This window comes from Neorhizobium petrolearium, from assembly GCF_029854435.1.
Lineage (GTDB): Bacteria > Pseudomonadota > Alphaproteobacteria > Rhizobiales > Rhizobiaceae > Neorhizobium > Neorhizobium petrolearium.
This window is the reverse complement of the sequence record NZ_CP123000.1, coordinates 3,407,736-3,424,658: the sequence shown is the minus strand read 5'-3', so window position 1 is coordinate 3,424,658 and position 16,923 is coordinate 3,407,736. Positions and strand designations below refer to the sequence as shown.

Here is a 16,923-nt window from a genome sequence, read left to right as displayed (position 1 = left end):
GGGGCGGAAGGTCAGGATTTCAGCGGGACGACGTCGACCGCCTGGACGGCCTTCTGACTTCCGTAACCTTTCAGAACGCCGATGACCGGGGCGATGTCGGCATAGTCGCGGCCGTAGGCCACGACGATGTGGTCGCCGCCGGCCGGAATGTTGTTGGTGGGGTCGAGTTCGACATAGCCCATGGTTTCGCCGCACCAGACCCGCACCCAGGCATGCATGGCATCCGCCCCTTCGAGCCGTTCCTTGCCGGGCGGCGGAATGGTGCGCAGGAAGCCGGAGACATAGCCGGCCGGAATGCCGAGGCTTCGGAGCGCCACGATCATGACATGCGCGAAATCCTGGCAGACGCCGCGCTTCAGGCGGAAGGCCTCCTTGGGCGTGGTGTCGACCGTGGTCGCCTTCGTGTCGTAGGTGAAGTCCCTGTGGATGCGGGCGCAGATCGCAGCGGCAATCTCGCGCACCGTCTGGCCGGGCCTGGCGATCTCGCGGGCATAGGCGGCGATCTGCGGCTCTTCGGGTAGACGCGGGCTCGGAGCGGCAAAATGATGCGGCGAAGAGGCATCGACCGACCAGAGGCGCGTCAGTTCCTCCCTGAGCGCGTCGAGTTCCGGCGAGAGATCGGCCGTCAAAGGCTGAGGCTCCACCATGACACGGGCCTGCATGCGGATGTCGAGACGCTCGTGCGGCGCGCGCAGCAGAACCGAAGTCGCCTGCTGGCCGAAGAAATCGATGAAGGTCGCCTTCTCCTCGGCGTTCGGCATCACGGTCAGCGAGCCGGCCACCAGCCGCTGCCGGTCGGGCAGCGAAAGCGGCAGGACACGGATCAGGTGGCGGGCGCCGGTGGCCGGCACGTCGTAGACATAACCCATGTGGAGGGAGAGGTCGTAAAGCATCAGCTGAAATAGGTCCGTCCGAGAATATCGGACAGCCTCTCCATCTCCTGTTCGAGCTTCAGGTAGACCTCCTGGTTCATCGCCTCCGGGGTCATGACGGCAAGCCCGGAATGCAGCCGCATCGCCTCGCGGTAGAAGGGCGACATCTGGCCGTTGACGAAGGCGTTCGGCAACTGCTCCACCTCGGTGCGGATCTCGTTCAACTGGAAGAGGATCGAGCGCGGGTTGAGCGGATCGAGCGCGAGCAGGTCGGCGACCGTCAGCCGCGCCGTGTTGACGTTGTAGCGGCGGCGATGGGTCATGACGCTGTCGCCGATTTCGAGCAGCATGTCGAGCGAGCCGTCGGGCGCATCCGGTCCGGACATATGGCCGAGCAGGCGGGTCATGTGCAGGCCGCGTTCAAGATGCCGGCCGATCGACAGAAAACGCCAGCCGGTGAAGCGGTACATGTTCTCGTGCACGAGACCGGCAAAGCCCGCAAGCTTGCGCAGGAGGATGGTCATGGCATGCGAGGCATCGTCGCCCGGCTGCACGGCATCGTGGAAGCGGCGGGCGGTCTTGGCAAGATCGGTCAGCGCCAGCCAGCCGTCGGGGGAGAAACGGTCGCGGATATTGCTCGCCGAATAGATGGCGCTGTCGACATTGCGCAGCAGCGAGACCGGCACGGCCTTCGACATGTCGATGTCGATCGCTTTGAGGTAATGCGTCACGTCGGCCAGCAGCGGCTGTTCGGGATCGGCCGATTCCGCATAGCGCAGGTGCCAGGCGCGCAGGATGCGCAGCGCCCCTTCGGCCCGCTCGATATAGCGGCCGAGCCAGTAGAGATTGTCGGCGGCGCGGCTCGGCAGGCTGCCCGGCATGTTGCGGGTGAAGCTTTCCTCCGGCGGAAGCAGCGTAGGGCGCGCGACCGGCTTGTCCGAGACGATCCAGACATCGGCCGCCGCTCCGCCGGCCTGCATGGCGATCGCCGCGACATCGTCGCCCGAGCCGATGCGGGCAAAGCCGCCCGGCATGATCTGCCAGCCGGTTTCGGTGCGGGCGGCGAAGACACGCAGCGACATCGGCCGCGGGGTGAGCTTGCCGTTGACGTAAGCGGGGGTGGTGGAGAGCGTCACGACCTCCTGGCCGACCAGCTTGGCGCCCTCGGTCGCAAGCCAGTCGCCGACCGCGTCCTTCGCCGTCATGCGCAGCGAGGAACCCAGCACCGACTGGCCGTTATCGTCGAAGAAGGGAAGCCTGGAATAGGCCGGGCCGATGACCATGCGCTCGATATTGCCGGCGACGTGGTCGCGCTCGTTCTTCTGGCCGCACCACCAGGTGGCGATCGAGGGCATGAGAAGATCCTCGCCGGTGAGCCGGCGACAGACAGTCGGCATGAAGGCGAGCAGCGCGCGGGTTTCCAGGATGCCGGAGCCCAGCGCATTGACGAAGGCGAGCGCGCCCGCGCGCAGCGCCTGCACCATGCCGGGCGTACCGATATGGGAGTTCTGGTTGAGCTCCAGCGGATCGGCATAGGAAGCGTCGAGGCGGCGCCAGAGCACGCCGATCGGTTTCAGGCCGGCGACCGTGCGGACCATGACGCGATTGTTGACGACCGTCAGGTCCTCGCCTTCGAGCAGCATGAAGCCGAGATAGCGGGCGATATAGGCGTGCTCGAAATAGGTCTCGTTGGCCGGTCCCGGCGTGAGCACAGCTATCCGGTCCTCCGGATATTGCTTGTGGGCCTGCAAGGCGTCTCGGAAGGCGCCGAAGAAGGAGGCGAGCCGGTGGACATGGCTTTCGGCATAGATGTCGGAAAAGGCGCGGGTGGTGGCGACACGGTTTTCCAGCGCGAAGCCGGCGCCCGAGGGCGCCTGAGTGCGGTCGGCGAGCACCCACCAGTTGCCGTCCGGGCCACGGCCGATCTCGAAGGAGCAGAAATGCAGGTAATGGCCGCCGACAGGCCTGACGCCGACCAGCGGCCGCAGGAATTCTGAATTTCCTGCGATCAGCGCAGGCGGCAGTATGCCTTCCTGCACCAGTCTGTTCTCGCCGTAGATATCCGCCAAGACGGCTTCGAGAAGATCGGCACGCTGGACGAGCCCCTTCGAGACCGCGTCCCATTCCTTGCCGTCGATCAGCACCGGGACATGGGAGATCGGCCAGTTGCGCTCGCCGCTGCCCTGCGCGCCATAGGTGCGGTAGAAGACGCCGGCATCGCGCAGGTAGCGGTCGGCGCGGGCGAAGCGCTCGTGGAGCTCGGCCTCCGGCATGCGGCCCAAGTGCGAGATCAGGTTGCGCCAGACCGGCTTGATCTGGCCGCCGGCATCCAGCATCTCGTCGGCGATGCCCGGCAGCGCGGCATAACCGAGGATCGGATCGGTGGCGACCCTCTCTTCATTTGCCAGTCCGGTTGCCGGTGCCTTGGACATCGACTTCTCTTACACTCCTTGCGGCCGGCGCAGGTCGAGCGTCAGCGGGAATTCGGGCGAGGGCGCTTCCGGCATCAGCGCGTAGCGACCCGCCGTATGCCCCCAGGGTTCGAACCGGGCAAGCCGGCGCGCTTCCGCCTCGTTGCCGTTGACCGGGAAGGTCTCATAATGGCGACCGCCCGGATGGGCAACATGGTAGATGCAGCCGCCGATCGAACGGCCGGACCATGTATCATATATGTCGAAGGTGAGTGGCGTATTAACCGGCAGGACCGGATGCAGGCCGGACGCCGGCTGCCAGGCCTTGAAACGCACGCCCGCCACCGAGACGCCGGATGCGCCGGTTTCCTTCAGCGGCACGGCGCGGCCGTTGCAGGCGACCGTATAGCGCGACCGGTTGGAGGTCTCCAGCTTAACCTGCAGGCGTTCGACCGACGAATCGACGTAGCGCACCGTGCCGCCGATCGCCCCCTGCTCGCCCATCACGTGCCAGGGTTCGAGCGCCTGCCTGAGTTCCAGCTTCGAGCCCTCGTATTCCACCTCGCCGAAGAAGGGGAAGCGGAATTCGAGCTGCGCCTTGAACCATTCGGGGCGGAGATCGAAGCCGTTTTCGCGGAGGTCGGCCAGTACATCAAGGAAATCGGCCCAGATGTAGTGCGGCAGCATGAAACGGTCGGCAAGCGCCGTGCCCCAGCGGACGAACCTGCCCTCGATCGGGTTCTTCCAGAAGCGGGCGATGAGCGCCCGCACGAGAAGCTGCTGGGCAAGCGACATGCGGGCGTTCGGCGGCATTTCGAAGCCGCGGAATTCGATCAGGCCGAGCCGCCCGGTCGGGCCGTCGGGCGAGAAGAGCTTGTCGATGCAGATTTCCGAGCGGTGGGTATTGCCGGTGACGTCGACCAGCAGGTTGCGGAACAGTCGGTCGACCAGCCATGGCAGCGGCGGCATGCCCTGTCCGGGCGGCGGCACCTGGGCAAGCGCGATCTCCAGCTCGTAGAGCGAATCGTGGCGGGCCTCGTCGATGCGCGGCGCCTGGGAGGTCGGGCCGATGAAGAGGCCGGAGAAGAGATAGGAGAGCGAGGGATGGCGCTGCCAGTGCAGCACGATGCTCTTCAGAAGGTCCGGCCGGCGCAGGAACGGGCTGTCGTTCGGGTTCGCCCCGCCGACGACGACATGGTTGCCGCCGCCGGTGCCGGTGTGGCGGCCGTCGATCATGAACTTGTCGGCGCCGAGGCGGCTCTCGCGGGCCTCCTCGTAGATCGCAGTGGTGATCGCCACCGTCTCCTGCCAGCTCGCGGCGGGGTGGATGTTCACCTCGATGACGCCAGGATCGGGGGCGACGCGGATGACGTTGATGCGCTCGTCATGCGGCGGCGCATAGCCCTCGATATGGACGGAGAGGCCGAGCGCGGCCGCCGCGTTTTCCGCCGCCGCGATCAATTCGAGATAATCCTCGATCCGCTCGGTGGGCGGCATGAAGACGCAGAGGCGACCGTCGCGCGGCTCGACCGAAATGGCGGTGCGGACGGCGCCGCCGATGTCGCCGAGGGTTTGTTCGACACGGTCCTGAATTGCGGTTTCATCCGCCTGAAACGAGGCTTCCGGCATGGCGCGGCCGCTCGGGACGAAGACGTCCGGCAGCGGGCCGCGAGGGATGAAGGGATCGGCTTCGTGGATATAGGGAAACTGCGACGGCGGAACGTAAGGGAGCGTGCCGAGCGGCAGGCGGTAGCCGACCGGGCTGTCGCCGGGAACGAGGAAGATCCTGCCGCGGCGGGTGCGCCATTTCTCGCTCATCCAGCGTTTGCCATTTGCCGTTCTCCCCGCTTGGGCGTTCCAGGCCTGTACGGGCAGCACGTGGCCGGTCGGCCGGGTCAGGCCCCGCTCGAAGACGCGGGCGATGCGGCTTCTCTCTTCCGGGTCTTTCAGCTTTGAATTGGACGGATCGACATTCTCCGGCAGGCTGCCTTCCTTGATGATCCATTCGGCCGGGTCCTCGAAGGCCGGCGCGACGTAATCGGGATCAATGCCGAGCTCGCCGGCAATCGTCGTCAGGAGCCTGGCGGAATCGTCCTCGGTAACGTCATGATCGCTTCCTTCCTGGGCAATCAGGCCCGGATCGCGCCAGATCGGCTGGCCGTCCTTGCGCCAGTAGAGCGAGAAGGTCCAGCGCGGCAGGCTTTCGCCCGGATACCACTTGCCCTGGCCGTAATGCAGGAAGCCGCCCGGCGCGAAACGTTCCCGCAGCCGGCGGATCAGGGCATCGGCCTTTTCCCGCTTGGTCGGGCCGACGGCGGCGGTGTTCCACTCGTCGGATTCGAAATCGTCGATCGAGACGAAGGTCGGCTCGCCGCCCATGGTCAGCCGCACGTCCTGCGCCTGGAGGGCGCGGTCGACCTGCTCACCGAGATCGTTCAGTGCTTCCCAGGATTCGTCGGAAAACGGCTTGGTGATGCGCGGATGCTCGGCGACGCGGGCGACCCGCATGTCGAAGGCGAAATCCGTCTCGGCCTCGCCGTAATAACCGCCTGAAATCGGCGCGGCATTACGGTAATGCGGGGTGGCGGCAAGCGGAATATGGCTTTCGCCGGTCAGGAGGCCGGAGGTGGGGTCGAGGCCGACCCAGCCGGCGCCGGGAAGATAGGCCTCAGCCCAGGCGTGCAGGTCGGTGAAATCGACCTCGGTGCCGGACGGGCCGTCGAGGGCCTTGAGGTCCGGCGTCAACTGGATCAGGTAGCCCGAGACGAAGCGGGCGGCGAAACCGAGATGGCGCAGCAGTTGCACGAGCAGCCAGCTCGTGTCGCGGCAGGAGCCCCTCGCGGTCGCAAGCGTCTCCTCCGGCGCCTGGACGCCGGGCTCCATGCGAATGACATAGCCGATCTCCTTCTGAAGGCGGGCGTTCAGGCCGACGATCATGTCGACGGTCGGCTGGTCGGAAGACTGGTCGATCGAATTGACGAAGGCTTGCAGGAGGGGCGTTGCCGGCTCCGGCTTGCGGTAGATCGAAAGGTCCTCGACCAGTGTTTCGGGATAGTCGAACGGCCATCTGGTCGCCTCCTCCTCGACGAAGAAGTCGAAGGGATTGTAGACCGTCATGTCGGCGACCAAGTCGACCTCGATCTTCAGTTCGGTGACCGGATCGGGAAAGACGTAGCGGGCGAGATAGTTGCCGTAGGGGTCCTGCTGCAGGTTCACGAAATGGTTGGAAGGGGTCACCTTCAGCGAATGGCTGAGCACCTTGGTGCGGGAATGGGCGGCGGGCTTCAGCCTGATGATCTGCGGTCCTAGACGGACGGGTCGGTCGTATTTGTAATGGGTGAGGTGATAGATGCTCGCCTTGATCGCCATTGTGCCCCTTGCCGGCCGTTCGAAGAGCCTGAGCTCACTGGCCGATCGATGATGATTGCAAGGATTTTGTGCGCTGCACGAAAATAATGCAAGGCGGATTTGAAGCTTGTCGTGTATCGGGAATTACAGGTGCTCGATGTAGAGCATAGCGCCCCGTTACCCCCCTCTGTCCTGCCGGACATCTCCCCCTCAAGGGGGGAGACCGATAGCAGCAAGGCCTTGCCCCCAAACAAAACTCTCGAATTGCCGAAGCTACAGCGAATGAAGATGAGGTTTGCGAAGCCGGCTCATCTTGCCGATCTCCCCCCTTGTGGGGGAGATATCCGGCAGGACAGAGGGGGTGACAGGAAAGCCGCGGTGATACGTGGGAGAACGCCTCAATCCAGCGTCCGACGGAAGCGGGTGACGGCGATCGACATGGCTACGAGCATCAGGCCGGCAAGTGTTGCCGTGTCGTAGGCGAGCACACCGATATCGGCGCCCTTCAGCATGATGGCGCGCACGACCCTGATATAATGGGTGAGCGGCAGGGCCTCGCCGATCCACTGCGCCCATTGGGGCATGCCGGCGAAGGGGAACATGAAACCCGAGAGCAAAATGTTCGGCAGGAAGAACATCATCGCCATCTGCACGGCCTGCAACTGGTTGGTCGCGAGCGTCGAGAACGTATAGCCGATCGACAGGTTGGCGACGACGAAGAGCCCGGTAATCGCGGCGAGCGAGGCCGGATGGCCGACGATCGGCACGCGGAAGACGAGGATGCCGGCGGCGATGATGATCAGCGCCTGGATGAGGCCGATCAGCACGTAAGGGGTGATCTTGCCAAGCATGATCTCCACCGGCGTGATCGGCATGGAGAGCAGGTTCTCCATCGTGCCGCGCTCCGTCTCGCGGGTCACCGAAAGGGCGGTGAAGATCAAAAGCGTCATCGTCAATATCGTGCCGAGCAGGCCGGGCACGATATTGAGCGTCGAAGAGCCGGCCGGGTTGTAGCGGCGGTGCTGGATGACCTTGAAGGCCGGTTTGGTGGGCTCCGAAAACTCGATCTGCCGGTCGTTGGCAAGTGCCGTGGTGATGATGCCGGACAGTGCGCCGAGCGCGGAGCTCGACGCGACCGGATCGGTGGCGTCGGCGGCGACGAGCAGGGCAGGGGTCTCGCCGCGGCGGAGCGCCCGCTCGAACCCTTCCGGGATTTCGACGACGAAGAGCGCGCGGCCGGATTCCAGCAGTTCGTCCATGTCCTCGGCGCGGGTGATGACGGTACGGATCTGGAAGAAATCGGTGTTTTCAAGGGCGGCCAGGATCGAGCGGCCGACATCGGTATTCTCGCGCATCAGGACGGCGGTCGGCAGGTTATGCGGTGTGGTGTTGATCGCGAAGCCGAACAGGAAAAGCTGCATGACCGGGATCATGATCATGGTGGCGAGCGTCACCCGGTCGCGGGTCATCTGGATGAACTCCTTGATCGTCATCGCCCAGAAGCGCCCGAAGGATATGCCGCCGTTGTTGTTCCTGGTCTCGTGTGAGGGCACCGTCATCTAAAATTGTCCTCCGAGCGGCGCATCAGGTCGATGAAGGCGTCTTCGAGCGTCGGTTCGTCCTTTTCCCATTTTAGATCGGCGCGGTCGCGGTAAGGCGCGATCGCCTGTCCGAGGGCTGCCTCGTCATGGCCGGCGACATGCAGGTTGGTGCCGAAGGGGGCGATCATGTCGATGCCCGGCAGCTTCTCCAGTTCCTGCTGGAGGCGGTGGACCTCCGGGCCGGATACCGTCCAGGTGGAAAGGCCGGTGGCGGCGATCACCTCGTCCACCGTGCCCTCGGCGAGAAGCTTGCCATAGGCGATATAGGCGATCTCGTGGCAGCGCTCCGCCTCGTCCATGTAATGGGTGGAGACCAGCACCGAGAGGCCTTCCGTCGCAAGGGCATGGATCTCGTTCCAGAAATCGCGGCGCGCCTGGGGATCGACGCCGGCGGTCGGCTCGTCGAGGAGAAGCAGGGCGGGTTCCGGCAATATGCAGGCGCCGAGCGCAAGCCGCTGTTTCCAGCCGCCGGACAGTTCACCGGCAAGCTGTTTTTCGCGGCCTTTCAGGCCAAGACGCTCGATCGCGGCACTTGCCTTGCCGCGCGGGTCGGAGAGGCCGTAGACGCGGGCGACGAATTCCAGGTTCTCGCGGATCGAGAGATCCTGGTAGAGCGAGAATTTCTGCGTCATGTAGCCGACGCGGCGGCGGATGCGGTCACTCTCGGTCAGGATGTCGAAGCCGAGACAGGTGCCGTCGCCGCTGTCGGGCGTCAGAAGCCCGCAGAGCATGCGGATCGTGGTGGTCTTGCCGGAGCCGTTTGGGCCGAGGAAGCCGTGGATGCGCCCCTTCCTGACAGACATGGAGACATCGTCGACCACCTTGCGGCCGCCGAAGCTCTTGGTCAGGTGGTGGACGTCGATTACCGTTTCCGGGGCTTCGACGGTCATTGTCGGGTCCGTCATGGTTGCCTCGGTCATGGCCGGGCCCCGGCCGAGACATCCACCGGCAGGCCGGGGCGGAAGGATTTCGGATCGGCCGGGATCGCCTCGACGCGGTAGACGAGCTTGGCGCGCTCGTCGAGGCTATAGATTTCCGGCGGCGTGTATTCCGTCGTGCCGGAGATGAAGCTGATCTTCGCATCCGACGGTTCGCAGGCATCGCAGGCGACGCGGATCGCCTGGCCGAGCGCAAGCCTCGCGATCTCGGTTTCCGGCACGAAGAAGCGGATGCGGACGTTTTCCGGCGGCAGGAGCGCGACGATGGGACGGCCGGAAGGCACGACCTCGCCGAGCCGGTAATAGAGGGTCTCGATGCTGCCGGCGGCCGGGGCCGCGACGGAGCGCTTGGCAAGCGTCGCCTCGGCCGATGCGAGATCGGCCTTTGCGGCGGCGACGGCCTCGCGCGCCTGGCGAAGCTGCTCGTCGCGGACGGGCAGGTTGGCGAGGGTGATCTCGCTGCGGACGCTGTCGAGCGAGGCGCGGTTGGCTGCTTCCGTGGCGATCGCCGTATCGAGGCTCGCCTGGGTTGCGGTGCCGCGCTCCACCAGGACGCGGGTGCGGTCGAGATCCTGTTTGGCGAGTTCCAGGCGGGCGGTGGCCTCGCGTTCGGAGGCACGCAGAACGTCGATCTCCTCGGGCCGTTTCTGGGCCGCTTCGGCCAGATCGAGTTCGGCCTGGGAGCGGGCAAGGGCAGCGCGGGCGGCGGCGACCGCCGCCTCCTCGCTCGACGCATCCAGCCTGAAGAGCGGCGCGCCGGCGGCAACGTCCTCACCCTCGGCGACATCGAGCGCCGTCATGCGTCCGGCGCTTTCCGCGCCGATGAACAGCGTGTCCGCCTCGACCCAGCCCTGATAGGCACGATCGCCGCTTTCGGCGAGCAGGAAAGGGAGCACTGCAAGCGCGGCTGCGGCAACGAGGGCGACGGCGAGGATGCGTTTCATTGTGCTGCCCTTTCCGGCAGGAAGAGCGTGTCGAGGAAAGTGTCGAAGAGTTTTTGCGTGTCGAGATGTTCGTAGCGCTCGAAGAGCGTCGACCAGATGATCGACATCAAAGCCGGCGCAATAACGAGCTGAGGCATTTCGGCGACAGCCGGATTGCGCAATTCGCCGCGCCGGGCGGCTCGGTGCAGGAGGATCCGCAGCACACCGAGGCCCTTCGAAATGATCTCGCGGTGGTAGAATTCCGTCACGCCCGGGAACATCGGGCCTTCCGCCAGGACCAGCCGGAGGAGATGCCGCCGTTCGGTCTCGAGCACTTCGCGCCTGACGAGGGCGTAGAATATCGAAACGGCAAGCCGCGGCGGGATCGCCTCATTCTGCACAAGCCCGTCGATCTCGCCAAGGATCGGCGAGGCGATGCCCGAAACAAGCTCGATGAACAGCGCTTCCTTGTCCGGGAAATGCAGGTAGACCGTGCCCTTGGCAATGCCGGCGCGGATCGCGACATCCTCCATGCGGGTGGCGGCAAAACCGCGTTCGGCAAACAGGGCCAGGGCGGCGCCGAGGATATCCGCCTTTCGCTGCTGCGGATCGCGCTTTTCTCTTTTCTTCGCTGCCATGTCGTCTCGACATATTTATGACTGACTGGACAGTCATTATCATGGATCACATCCGCATGCAAACAAAAGTCATTGGAGCAACGTCGGGAGAGGTAGCCATATCAATGAATGACTATGTTAAGCGTGTTAGGAAGTCACAAATATCGGCACTACGAAAAAGAGCGGCAAAGGATGACGGACAGTAAGGTGATGCTTCAAGCCTACGAGCTTCCCCTGGGCGGCCAACTCCGCATGATGGTCGGCGCTTTCTGGACAGCGCCGGTTCGCAATCGCGTTCTGGTGCTGACGGCGGCGCTGCTCATCGTGATCTTCGCGACCACCTACGCGACATATCGTCTGAACGAATGGAACGGGCCTTTCTACGATGCGCTGGAGCGTCGGGACATGCCCGAGTTCCTCAACCAGCTTGTGGTCTTCGCCGTCATCGCGCTCAGCCTGACGCTGCTGAACGTCATCCAGACCTGGCTGAACCAGATCACCGCGATGCGGATGCGCGAAGGATTGGCGCGGGATCTTTCCGATGTCTGGCTCGTGCCCGGCCGGGCGATGAAGCTCTCGAGGGCGGGCGCGATCGCGGCCAATCCCGACCAGCGGCTGCACGAGGATACGCGCATCCTCGCCGAAAACACGACGGCGCTGGCAATCGGGCTCGTCAATTCGACCATCCTGCTTGCAAGCTTCATTGGCGTGCTGTGGGCGATCTCGTCGGATTTCACGTTCCATTTCGGCGCAAGGACGGTCTTCATCCCCGGCTACATGGTCTGGGCAACCGTCTTTTACGCGCTCGTCGGCTCATGGCTCAGCAACGTGGTGGGCGACCGGCTGCCGCGGCTCAACGCCGAACGCTACGCCCGCGAAGCCGACCTGCGCGCCGCGCTGATGCGGGCCAACGAGAACATGAAGCCTATCTCGCTTGCGCGCGGGGAAGCGAACGAGCGCGAGAGGGTGCATCTGGCGATCGACAATGTGCTCGAAATGCTCCGGCAGGTCGCCTGGGCGCTGACCAATCTCACCTGGGTGTCCGCCGGCTTCGGCTGGCTGGCGCTCGTCGCGCCGATCATCATCGCATCGCCCATGTATTTTTCCGGCGATCTTTCCTTCGGCGGACTTATGATGGCGGTCGGCGCCTTCAACCAGGTCAATCAGGCGCTGAGATGGTATGTCAACAATTTCGGCGTCATCGCCGACTGGCGTGCGACGCTGACGCGCGTCTCCTCCTTTCGCAATGCGCTCCTGTCCATGGACGCGCCCGCGGCCGGGGAGAAGGTCATCACCTATCACGAGAACCCGACTGAAGGGGGGATCAGCGTCTGCGGGCTGAGCGTCTTCGCCAATCCCGATCTCGGCGGGCCGGGGAACGGCGTCCAGGTGCGGGAAGGCGAGTGCTTCATCGGGCAGGGCGAGCGGGTGATGATCAACGGCGACCCGGGAGCCGACCGGCACCTCTTCTTCCAGGCACTCGCGCATATCTGGCCCTGGGGGCACGGTGAAATCGGCCTGCCGCCGGCTGGAAGCATGATCTTCGTGCCCCAGGAGGGCTATCTGCCGACGGCGAAGCTGCGCGATGTATTGACCTATCCGCACGGCCTGCCGGGCGCGGACGACGACATGCTGGCCGAAATGCTCGAAAGGGTGGGGCTGCGGCGCCTCGTCCACCGGCTGGACGACGTGGAGCGCTGGGACCGGCTGCTCGACAAGGACGAGGAAGTGTCGCTGCTGGTCGCCAATGCGGTCTTGCGCAAGCCGGACTGGCTCGTCATGGACGACGTGCTGGAAGGCCTGGAACCTCACACCAACGAACAGCTTCTGGCCGTGCTGGCCGACCTTACAGGCTCGACGCTGATCTATATCGGCCGCTCGGAAGATTTCCTCAAGAAATTCTCGCCGCGGCTCTTCCATCTGGCGCCGCTTGCGGCGCGCACAGAGATCAGGAATGTAGAGGCGTGACATGAACAGACATCCGGCATCGGCCAAGACGGGGCAGTGCATCGTCTGCGGCCGGACCTTTCCCAAGTGGAAGCTGCACAGGATCGGCTATCTGAGGCCGCATCTCTACGAAATGATCGCCGCGGAAGTGAAGGATTGCGCCGCCGAAAGCCTGATCTGCGACGAGGATCTCGGCCATTTCCGGCGCCGCTATGTGGAAAAGCTGCTGGACGAGGAGCGTGGCGAGCTTTCCCAACTCGACCGCCAGGTGCTCGACAGTTTCGAGAAGGGGGCTTCGACGGTGCAGGCCGGCGCCGTCATTTTCGACCGCAATCTCACCTTCGGCGAGCGGATCGCCGACAAGGTGGCCTCCTTCGGTGGCTCCTGGACCTTCATCCTGCTGTTCATCGCGGTCCTGCTGGCATGGATGGCGCTCAACATTTCCGGTCTGTTCGCCACCCCCTTCGATCCCTTTCCCTTCATTCTCCTGAACCTTGTGCTGTCATGCGTCGCGGCGCTGCAGGCGCCGGTGATCATGATGAGCCAGCGGCGGCAGGAAGAGAAGGACCGCCTGCGGGCCGAGAACGACTACATGATCAACCTGCGCGCCGAGCTCGAAATCCGCCAGCTCCACGAGAAGATCGACCACCAGATGGCCAAGCAATGGGAGCGGCTGGCCGAGCTGCAGCAGATCCAGATCGAGCTTCTGGAACTGCGCCAAGGCGGGCGGGAGCGGGAGTGACGGTTGTCATCTGTCTTGTCGGTTTTATCAAAAATTGATAAGATTAGATAGATAAGAGGTAATGTGATGCCATCCAGCTACAGTCTCGGCCCGCATTATGAAGGCTTTGTGCGGGAACTCGTGGAAAGCGGCCGTTATGCCAGCGCCAGCGAAGTCGTGCGCGACAGCCTGCGCCTTCTGGAGGAACGTGAAGAGCAGCGCCAGGCGCGCCTCCAGGTTTTGCGCGAGGATATCCGCGCCGGAATTGAGAGCGGTGCAGGTATCCCTGCCGATGAGGTCTTCGACCGCCTTGAAGCGAAGTACGGCGGAAGCCGTTCCTGATGGCCGTCGCATTCTCGCCTGCCGCCGTGCAGGACCTGGAAGAGATCGGCGACTATATCCACACTGACAATCCTATTGCGGCCTACCACGTCATCGCGGAATTGCGTGTCCGCTGTAACCGGCTGGTCGATATGCCACGCATGGGAGCGCCACGGCCTGAACTGTGGGCGGGCCTGCGCGCATTTCCCTTTCGCCGCTATGTCGTCTTCTATACGGTCGAAGGCGAAGATGTCCGCATTGAACGCATCCTACACGGTGCTCGCGATATCGAGACTATTTTCGGCAAGGAAGATGAACGTCCCGAGGGGTGAGCGTTTCGCTTACCCGATAAACTCGTGAATGATCCGGGCGACCTCGTCCGGCATTTCGAGCTGCAGCATGTGGCCGCTCGGCACTTTCATCGACATCCAGCCGGGATCGGCGCTCAAGCGCTTGTAGATGCCGGAGAAAAGTGCAGCCTGATCGATATTGGCCGAGACGTAGAGCCGTTTCGCGATGGTTTCGTGGGCGCCGGTCAGTCTGAGCTTCTGGATCATGGTCGCGAAGGGATGCGGCGAGCGGCCGGTCATGTAATGCCTCAGGTGCTCCGGCACGTGGGTCGCGTGGCGGGCCGGGGGCGGCACGGCGACGCCGCCGAGTTCGCCTGCCGCGGCGAGATTGGCAAGCGCGATATCCGGGCCGAGAAGGTCGAGTGCCGACTGGCCGTCCGACGGCAGGAAGGCGTCGAGATAGATGAGGGTCCGGATGCGGCTTGAAAAACGGTCGGCGACGCCGGTGATCACCATGCCGCCATAGGAATGGCCGACGAGATCGAAATCATCGAGGCCTTCCGCCTCGATGAGGCCCGCAACATCGGCGATATGGGTGTCGAGATTGATCGCGCCGGAAAAGAGATGGATGCGCTCGCCAAGCCCCGTCAGGCTCGGCACGAAGACCTGATGGCCCATGCTCCGCAGAAGATCGGCGACCGGCGTCCAGCTCGCGCTCGATCCCCAGGCCCCCTGCACCAAGACTATCCTGCGGCCGGTCATTCGATCCCCTCCCTCGACATCCGAACGATGCCGGTTGTTTCCCATCGGGCATGATGCGAGTCAATGCGACAGGAGAGGGGACAAACGGGGATGAAATCAGCGCCACATGCCGCGCATGCGGGCGGTGACGTCGATGCGGACCTGGTGGCGGGCCTGGCGTTCTGCGTCCGACATGGGCGCGACCACCGGCCAGGACGTGGTCTCGAAGAATTGCAGGAGCGTTGCCGGAATGAAGCGGGTGCGCGCGGCATAGACGTGGCGGTCGCCCTGGGCGTTCTGTCCGTGGACGAAGAAGCGCTGCGGAGTGATGAGGTGGAGGTAATCCTTCGCCCGCGTCATGGCGACATAGAGGAGCCGGCGCTCCTCCTCGATTTCGGCCGTCGAGCCGACGCCGAGGTCGGAGGGAATGCAACCGTCGACACAGTTCAAGAGGAAAACCGAGCGCCATTCCTGGCCCTTGGCGGAATGGATGGTCGAGAGGATGAGATAGTCCTCGTCGAGCAGGGGCGTGCCGGATTCGGCACTGGTCGCATCCGGCGGGTCGAGCGTCAGCTCGGTCAGGAAACGTTCGCGCGACGTATAACCGCCGGCGATCTGCTCGAGCTGCAAAAGGTCGGCCTTGCGGGTTTCGGCATCCTCGTGGACGCGGTCGAGATGCGGCTCGTACCACAGCCGGGCAAGGCCGATCTCCGAAGGCCAGCCGGCAGTGCCCTGTTTCAGGGAGGCCAGCATGTCGACGAAGGCCGGCCAGTCGGCGCCCGAACGCGGCGGGGCGGGGATTTCCTGCAAAGCCGCGAGCGGCTCGGGATCGGCGGCGATGGCGTCGAGGATCTTTCCCGCCGTCTGCGGGCCGATGCCGGGGATGAGCTGCATCAGGCGGAAGCCGGCGACGCGGTCGCGCGGATTCTGGGCGAAGCGCAGCGTCGCCAGCATGTCCTTCACATGGGCGCTGTCCAGGAACTTCAGGCCGCCGAACTTCACGAAGGGGATGTTGCGGCGGGTAAGTTCCACCTCCAGCGGACCGGAATGATGCGAGGCGCGGAAAAGCACGGCCTGCTGTTTCAAGGTCATGCCGGTTTCGCGGTTTTCGAGGATCTTCTCGACGATGTAGTTCGCCTGTTCGGTCTCGTCTCGGACGGCAACGAGGCGCGGGCGCTCCTCCGATTGCCGTTCGGTCCAGAGGTTCTTGGTGAAGCGCTCGCGGGCAAGCTCGATGACGCCGTTGGCGGCGGCGAGGATGGTATTGGTCGAACGGTAGTTGCGGTCGAGGGTGACGATATCGGCGGGCGGATCGAAGGAGCCGGGGAAATCGAGGATGTTGCGGATCGTCGCTGCCCGGAAGGAATAGATCGACTGGGCGTCGTCGCCGACGACGGTCAAACCTCGGCCGCCGGGTTTCATCGCCATCAGGATCGACGACTGCAGCCGGTTGGTGTCCTGGTATTCGTCGACCAGCACGTGATCGAAGCGGCCGCCGACATCTTCCGCCAGCGCCGGTTCGCTCATCATCTGCGCCCAGTAGAGCAGGAGATCGTCGTAATCGAGGACGTTCTGGGCCTGCTTGGCCTCGACGTAAGATGCGAAGAGTTCCCGAAGCTGTTTTTCCCAGGCGGAGCACCAGGGGAAATGCAATTTCAGCACCTCGTCCAGAGGCGTCTCCGAATTGACCGCGCGGGAATAGATCGCCAGACAGGTGCCCTTGGTCGGGAAGCGGCTTTCCGTTTTCGAGAAGCCGAGTTCGTGGCGCGTGAGGTTTATCAGGTCGGCGGAATCCTCCCGATCGTGGATGGTGAAATCCGGATCGAGGCCGATCTGTTCGGCATACATGCGAAGCAGCCTTGCCCCGATGCCGTGGAAGGTGCCGGCCCAGGCGAGCGCATCGGTCATGATGCCGGCATTGGGCCCAAGCACCTGCGAACAGATGCGCTCGACCCGGCGGCCCATCTCGGATGCGGCGCGGCGGGAAAAGGTCATCAGCAGGATGCGGCGCGGATCGGCGCCGGAAACGATCAGATGCGCGACCCGGTGGGCGAGCGTGTTGGTCTTGCCGGAGCCCGCGCCGGCGATGACGAGCAGCGGGCCTGCCGGCCCGCCCTTCGGCACGTCCGATCCATGCTCCACCGCACGCCGCTGCGCGTCATTCAATTTTTCCAGATAGGCGACTGCTGGCAT

13 protein-coding genes are annotated in these 16,923 nt (G+C 64.3%); 4 read left to right on the top strand and 9 right to left on the bottom strand.

The genetic code is table 11. The features are described from left to right. Nucleotides 1-11: 11 nt before the first annotated feature. The 7 genes from QEO92_RS16955 to QEO92_RS16925 form a co-directional block, all read right to left on the bottom strand. On the bottom strand, nt 12-893 hold the full coding sequence (locus QEO92_RS16955) for a transglutaminase family protein (protein WP_227703796.1): 882 nt from the start codon (nt 891-893) through the stop codon (nt 12-14). Continuing rightward, the gene (locus QEO92_RS16950) at nt 893-3,304 is read right to left on the bottom strand and encodes a circularly permuted type 2 ATP-grasp protein (protein ID WP_227703795.1); all 2,412 of its coding nucleotides are present in this window, start codon (nt 3,302-3,304) and stop codon (nt 893-895) included. The genes QEO92_RS16955 and QEO92_RS16950 overlap by 1 nt, the downstream gene beginning before the upstream one ends. Nucleotides 3,305-3,313: 9 nt before the next feature. Beyond that, on the bottom strand, nt 3,314-6,652 hold the full coding sequence (locus tag QEO92_RS16945) for a transglutaminase family protein (protein ID WP_227703794.1): 3,339 nt from the start codon (nt 6,650-6,652) through the stop codon (nt 3,314-3,316). A gap of 377 nt (nt 6,653-7,029) precedes the next feature. Next, complete coding sequence (locus QEO92_RS16940; RefSeq protein ID WP_227703793.1) at nt 7,030-8,190, bottom strand: ABC transporter permease; 1,161 nt, start codon at nt 8,188-8,190, stop codon at nt 7,030-7,032. Then, complete coding sequence (locus QEO92_RS16935; RefSeq protein WP_407722110.1) at nt 8,187-9,122, bottom strand: ABC transporter ATP-binding protein; 936 nt, start codon at nt 9,120-9,122, stop codon at nt 8,187-8,189. The genes QEO92_RS16940 and QEO92_RS16935 overlap by 4 nt, the downstream gene beginning before the upstream one ends. A 26-nt stretch (nt 9,123-9,148) precedes the next feature. Further along, nucleotides 9,149-10,114 carry an HlyD family secretion protein gene (locus QEO92_RS16930; protein ID WP_227703792.1) on the bottom strand — a complete coding sequence of 322 codons (966 nt, stop codon included), beginning with the start codon at nt 10,112-10,114 and terminating at the stop codon, nt 9,149-9,151. Continuing rightward, nucleotides 10,111-10,731 (bottom strand): TetR/AcrR family transcriptional regulator, encoded by a 621-nt coding sequence (locus QEO92_RS16925; RefSeq protein WP_227703791.1) that lies wholly within the window; start codon nt 10,729-10,731, stop codon nt 10,111-10,113. The genes QEO92_RS16930 and QEO92_RS16925 overlap by 4 nt, the downstream gene beginning before the upstream one ends. Nucleotides 10,732-10,902: 171 nt before the next feature. On the opposite strand from QEO92_RS16925, the gene QEO92_RS16920 reads away from it, so the two are divergent. The 4 genes from QEO92_RS16920 (at nt 10,903) to QEO92_RS16905 (ending at nt 14,031) form a co-directional block, all read left to right on the top strand. After that, nucleotides 10,903-12,678: an ABC transporter ATP-binding protein/permease gene (locus QEO92_RS16920; protein ID WP_037155890.1), complete on the top strand. Its 1,776-nt coding sequence runs from the start codon at nt 10,903-10,905 to the stop codon at nt 12,676-12,678. A gap of 1 nt (nt 12,679) precedes the next feature. Continuing rightward, a complete protein-coding gene (locus QEO92_RS16915; protein WP_037155893.1) occupies nt 12,680-13,399 on the top strand; it encodes a DUF1003 domain-containing protein in 720 nt (239 codons plus the stop codon). A gap of 66 nt (nt 13,400-13,465) precedes the next feature. Beyond that, nucleotides 13,466-13,720, top strand: a complete 255-nt coding sequence (locus tag QEO92_RS16910; protein ID WP_037155896.1) for a type II toxin-antitoxin system ParD family antitoxin — start codon at nt 13,466-13,468, stop codon at nt 13,718-13,720. Next, nucleotides 13,720-14,031: a type II toxin-antitoxin system RelE/ParE family toxin gene (locus tag QEO92_RS16905; protein WP_227703790.1), complete on the top strand. Its 312-nt coding sequence runs from the start codon at nt 13,720-13,722 to the stop codon at nt 14,029-14,031. The genes QEO92_RS16910 and QEO92_RS16905 overlap by 1 nt, the downstream gene beginning before the upstream one ends. A 9-nt stretch (nt 14,032-14,040) precedes the next feature. Here the strand turns inward: QEO92_RS16905 and QEO92_RS16900 are convergent, their stop codons facing one another. Together QEO92_RS16900 and QEO92_RS16895 are read right to left on the bottom strand one after the other, a co-directional pair. Then, nucleotides 14,041-14,751: an alpha/beta fold hydrolase gene (locus QEO92_RS16900; RefSeq protein ID WP_227703789.1), complete on the bottom strand. Its 711-nt coding sequence runs from the start codon at nt 14,749-14,751 to the stop codon at nt 14,041-14,043. 96 nt (nt 14,752-14,847) lie between these two features. After that, nucleotides 14,848-16,923, bottom strand: a complete 2,076-nt coding sequence (locus QEO92_RS16895) for an ATP-dependent helicase (RefSeq protein ID WP_227703788.1) — start codon at nt 16,921-16,923, stop codon at nt 14,848-14,850.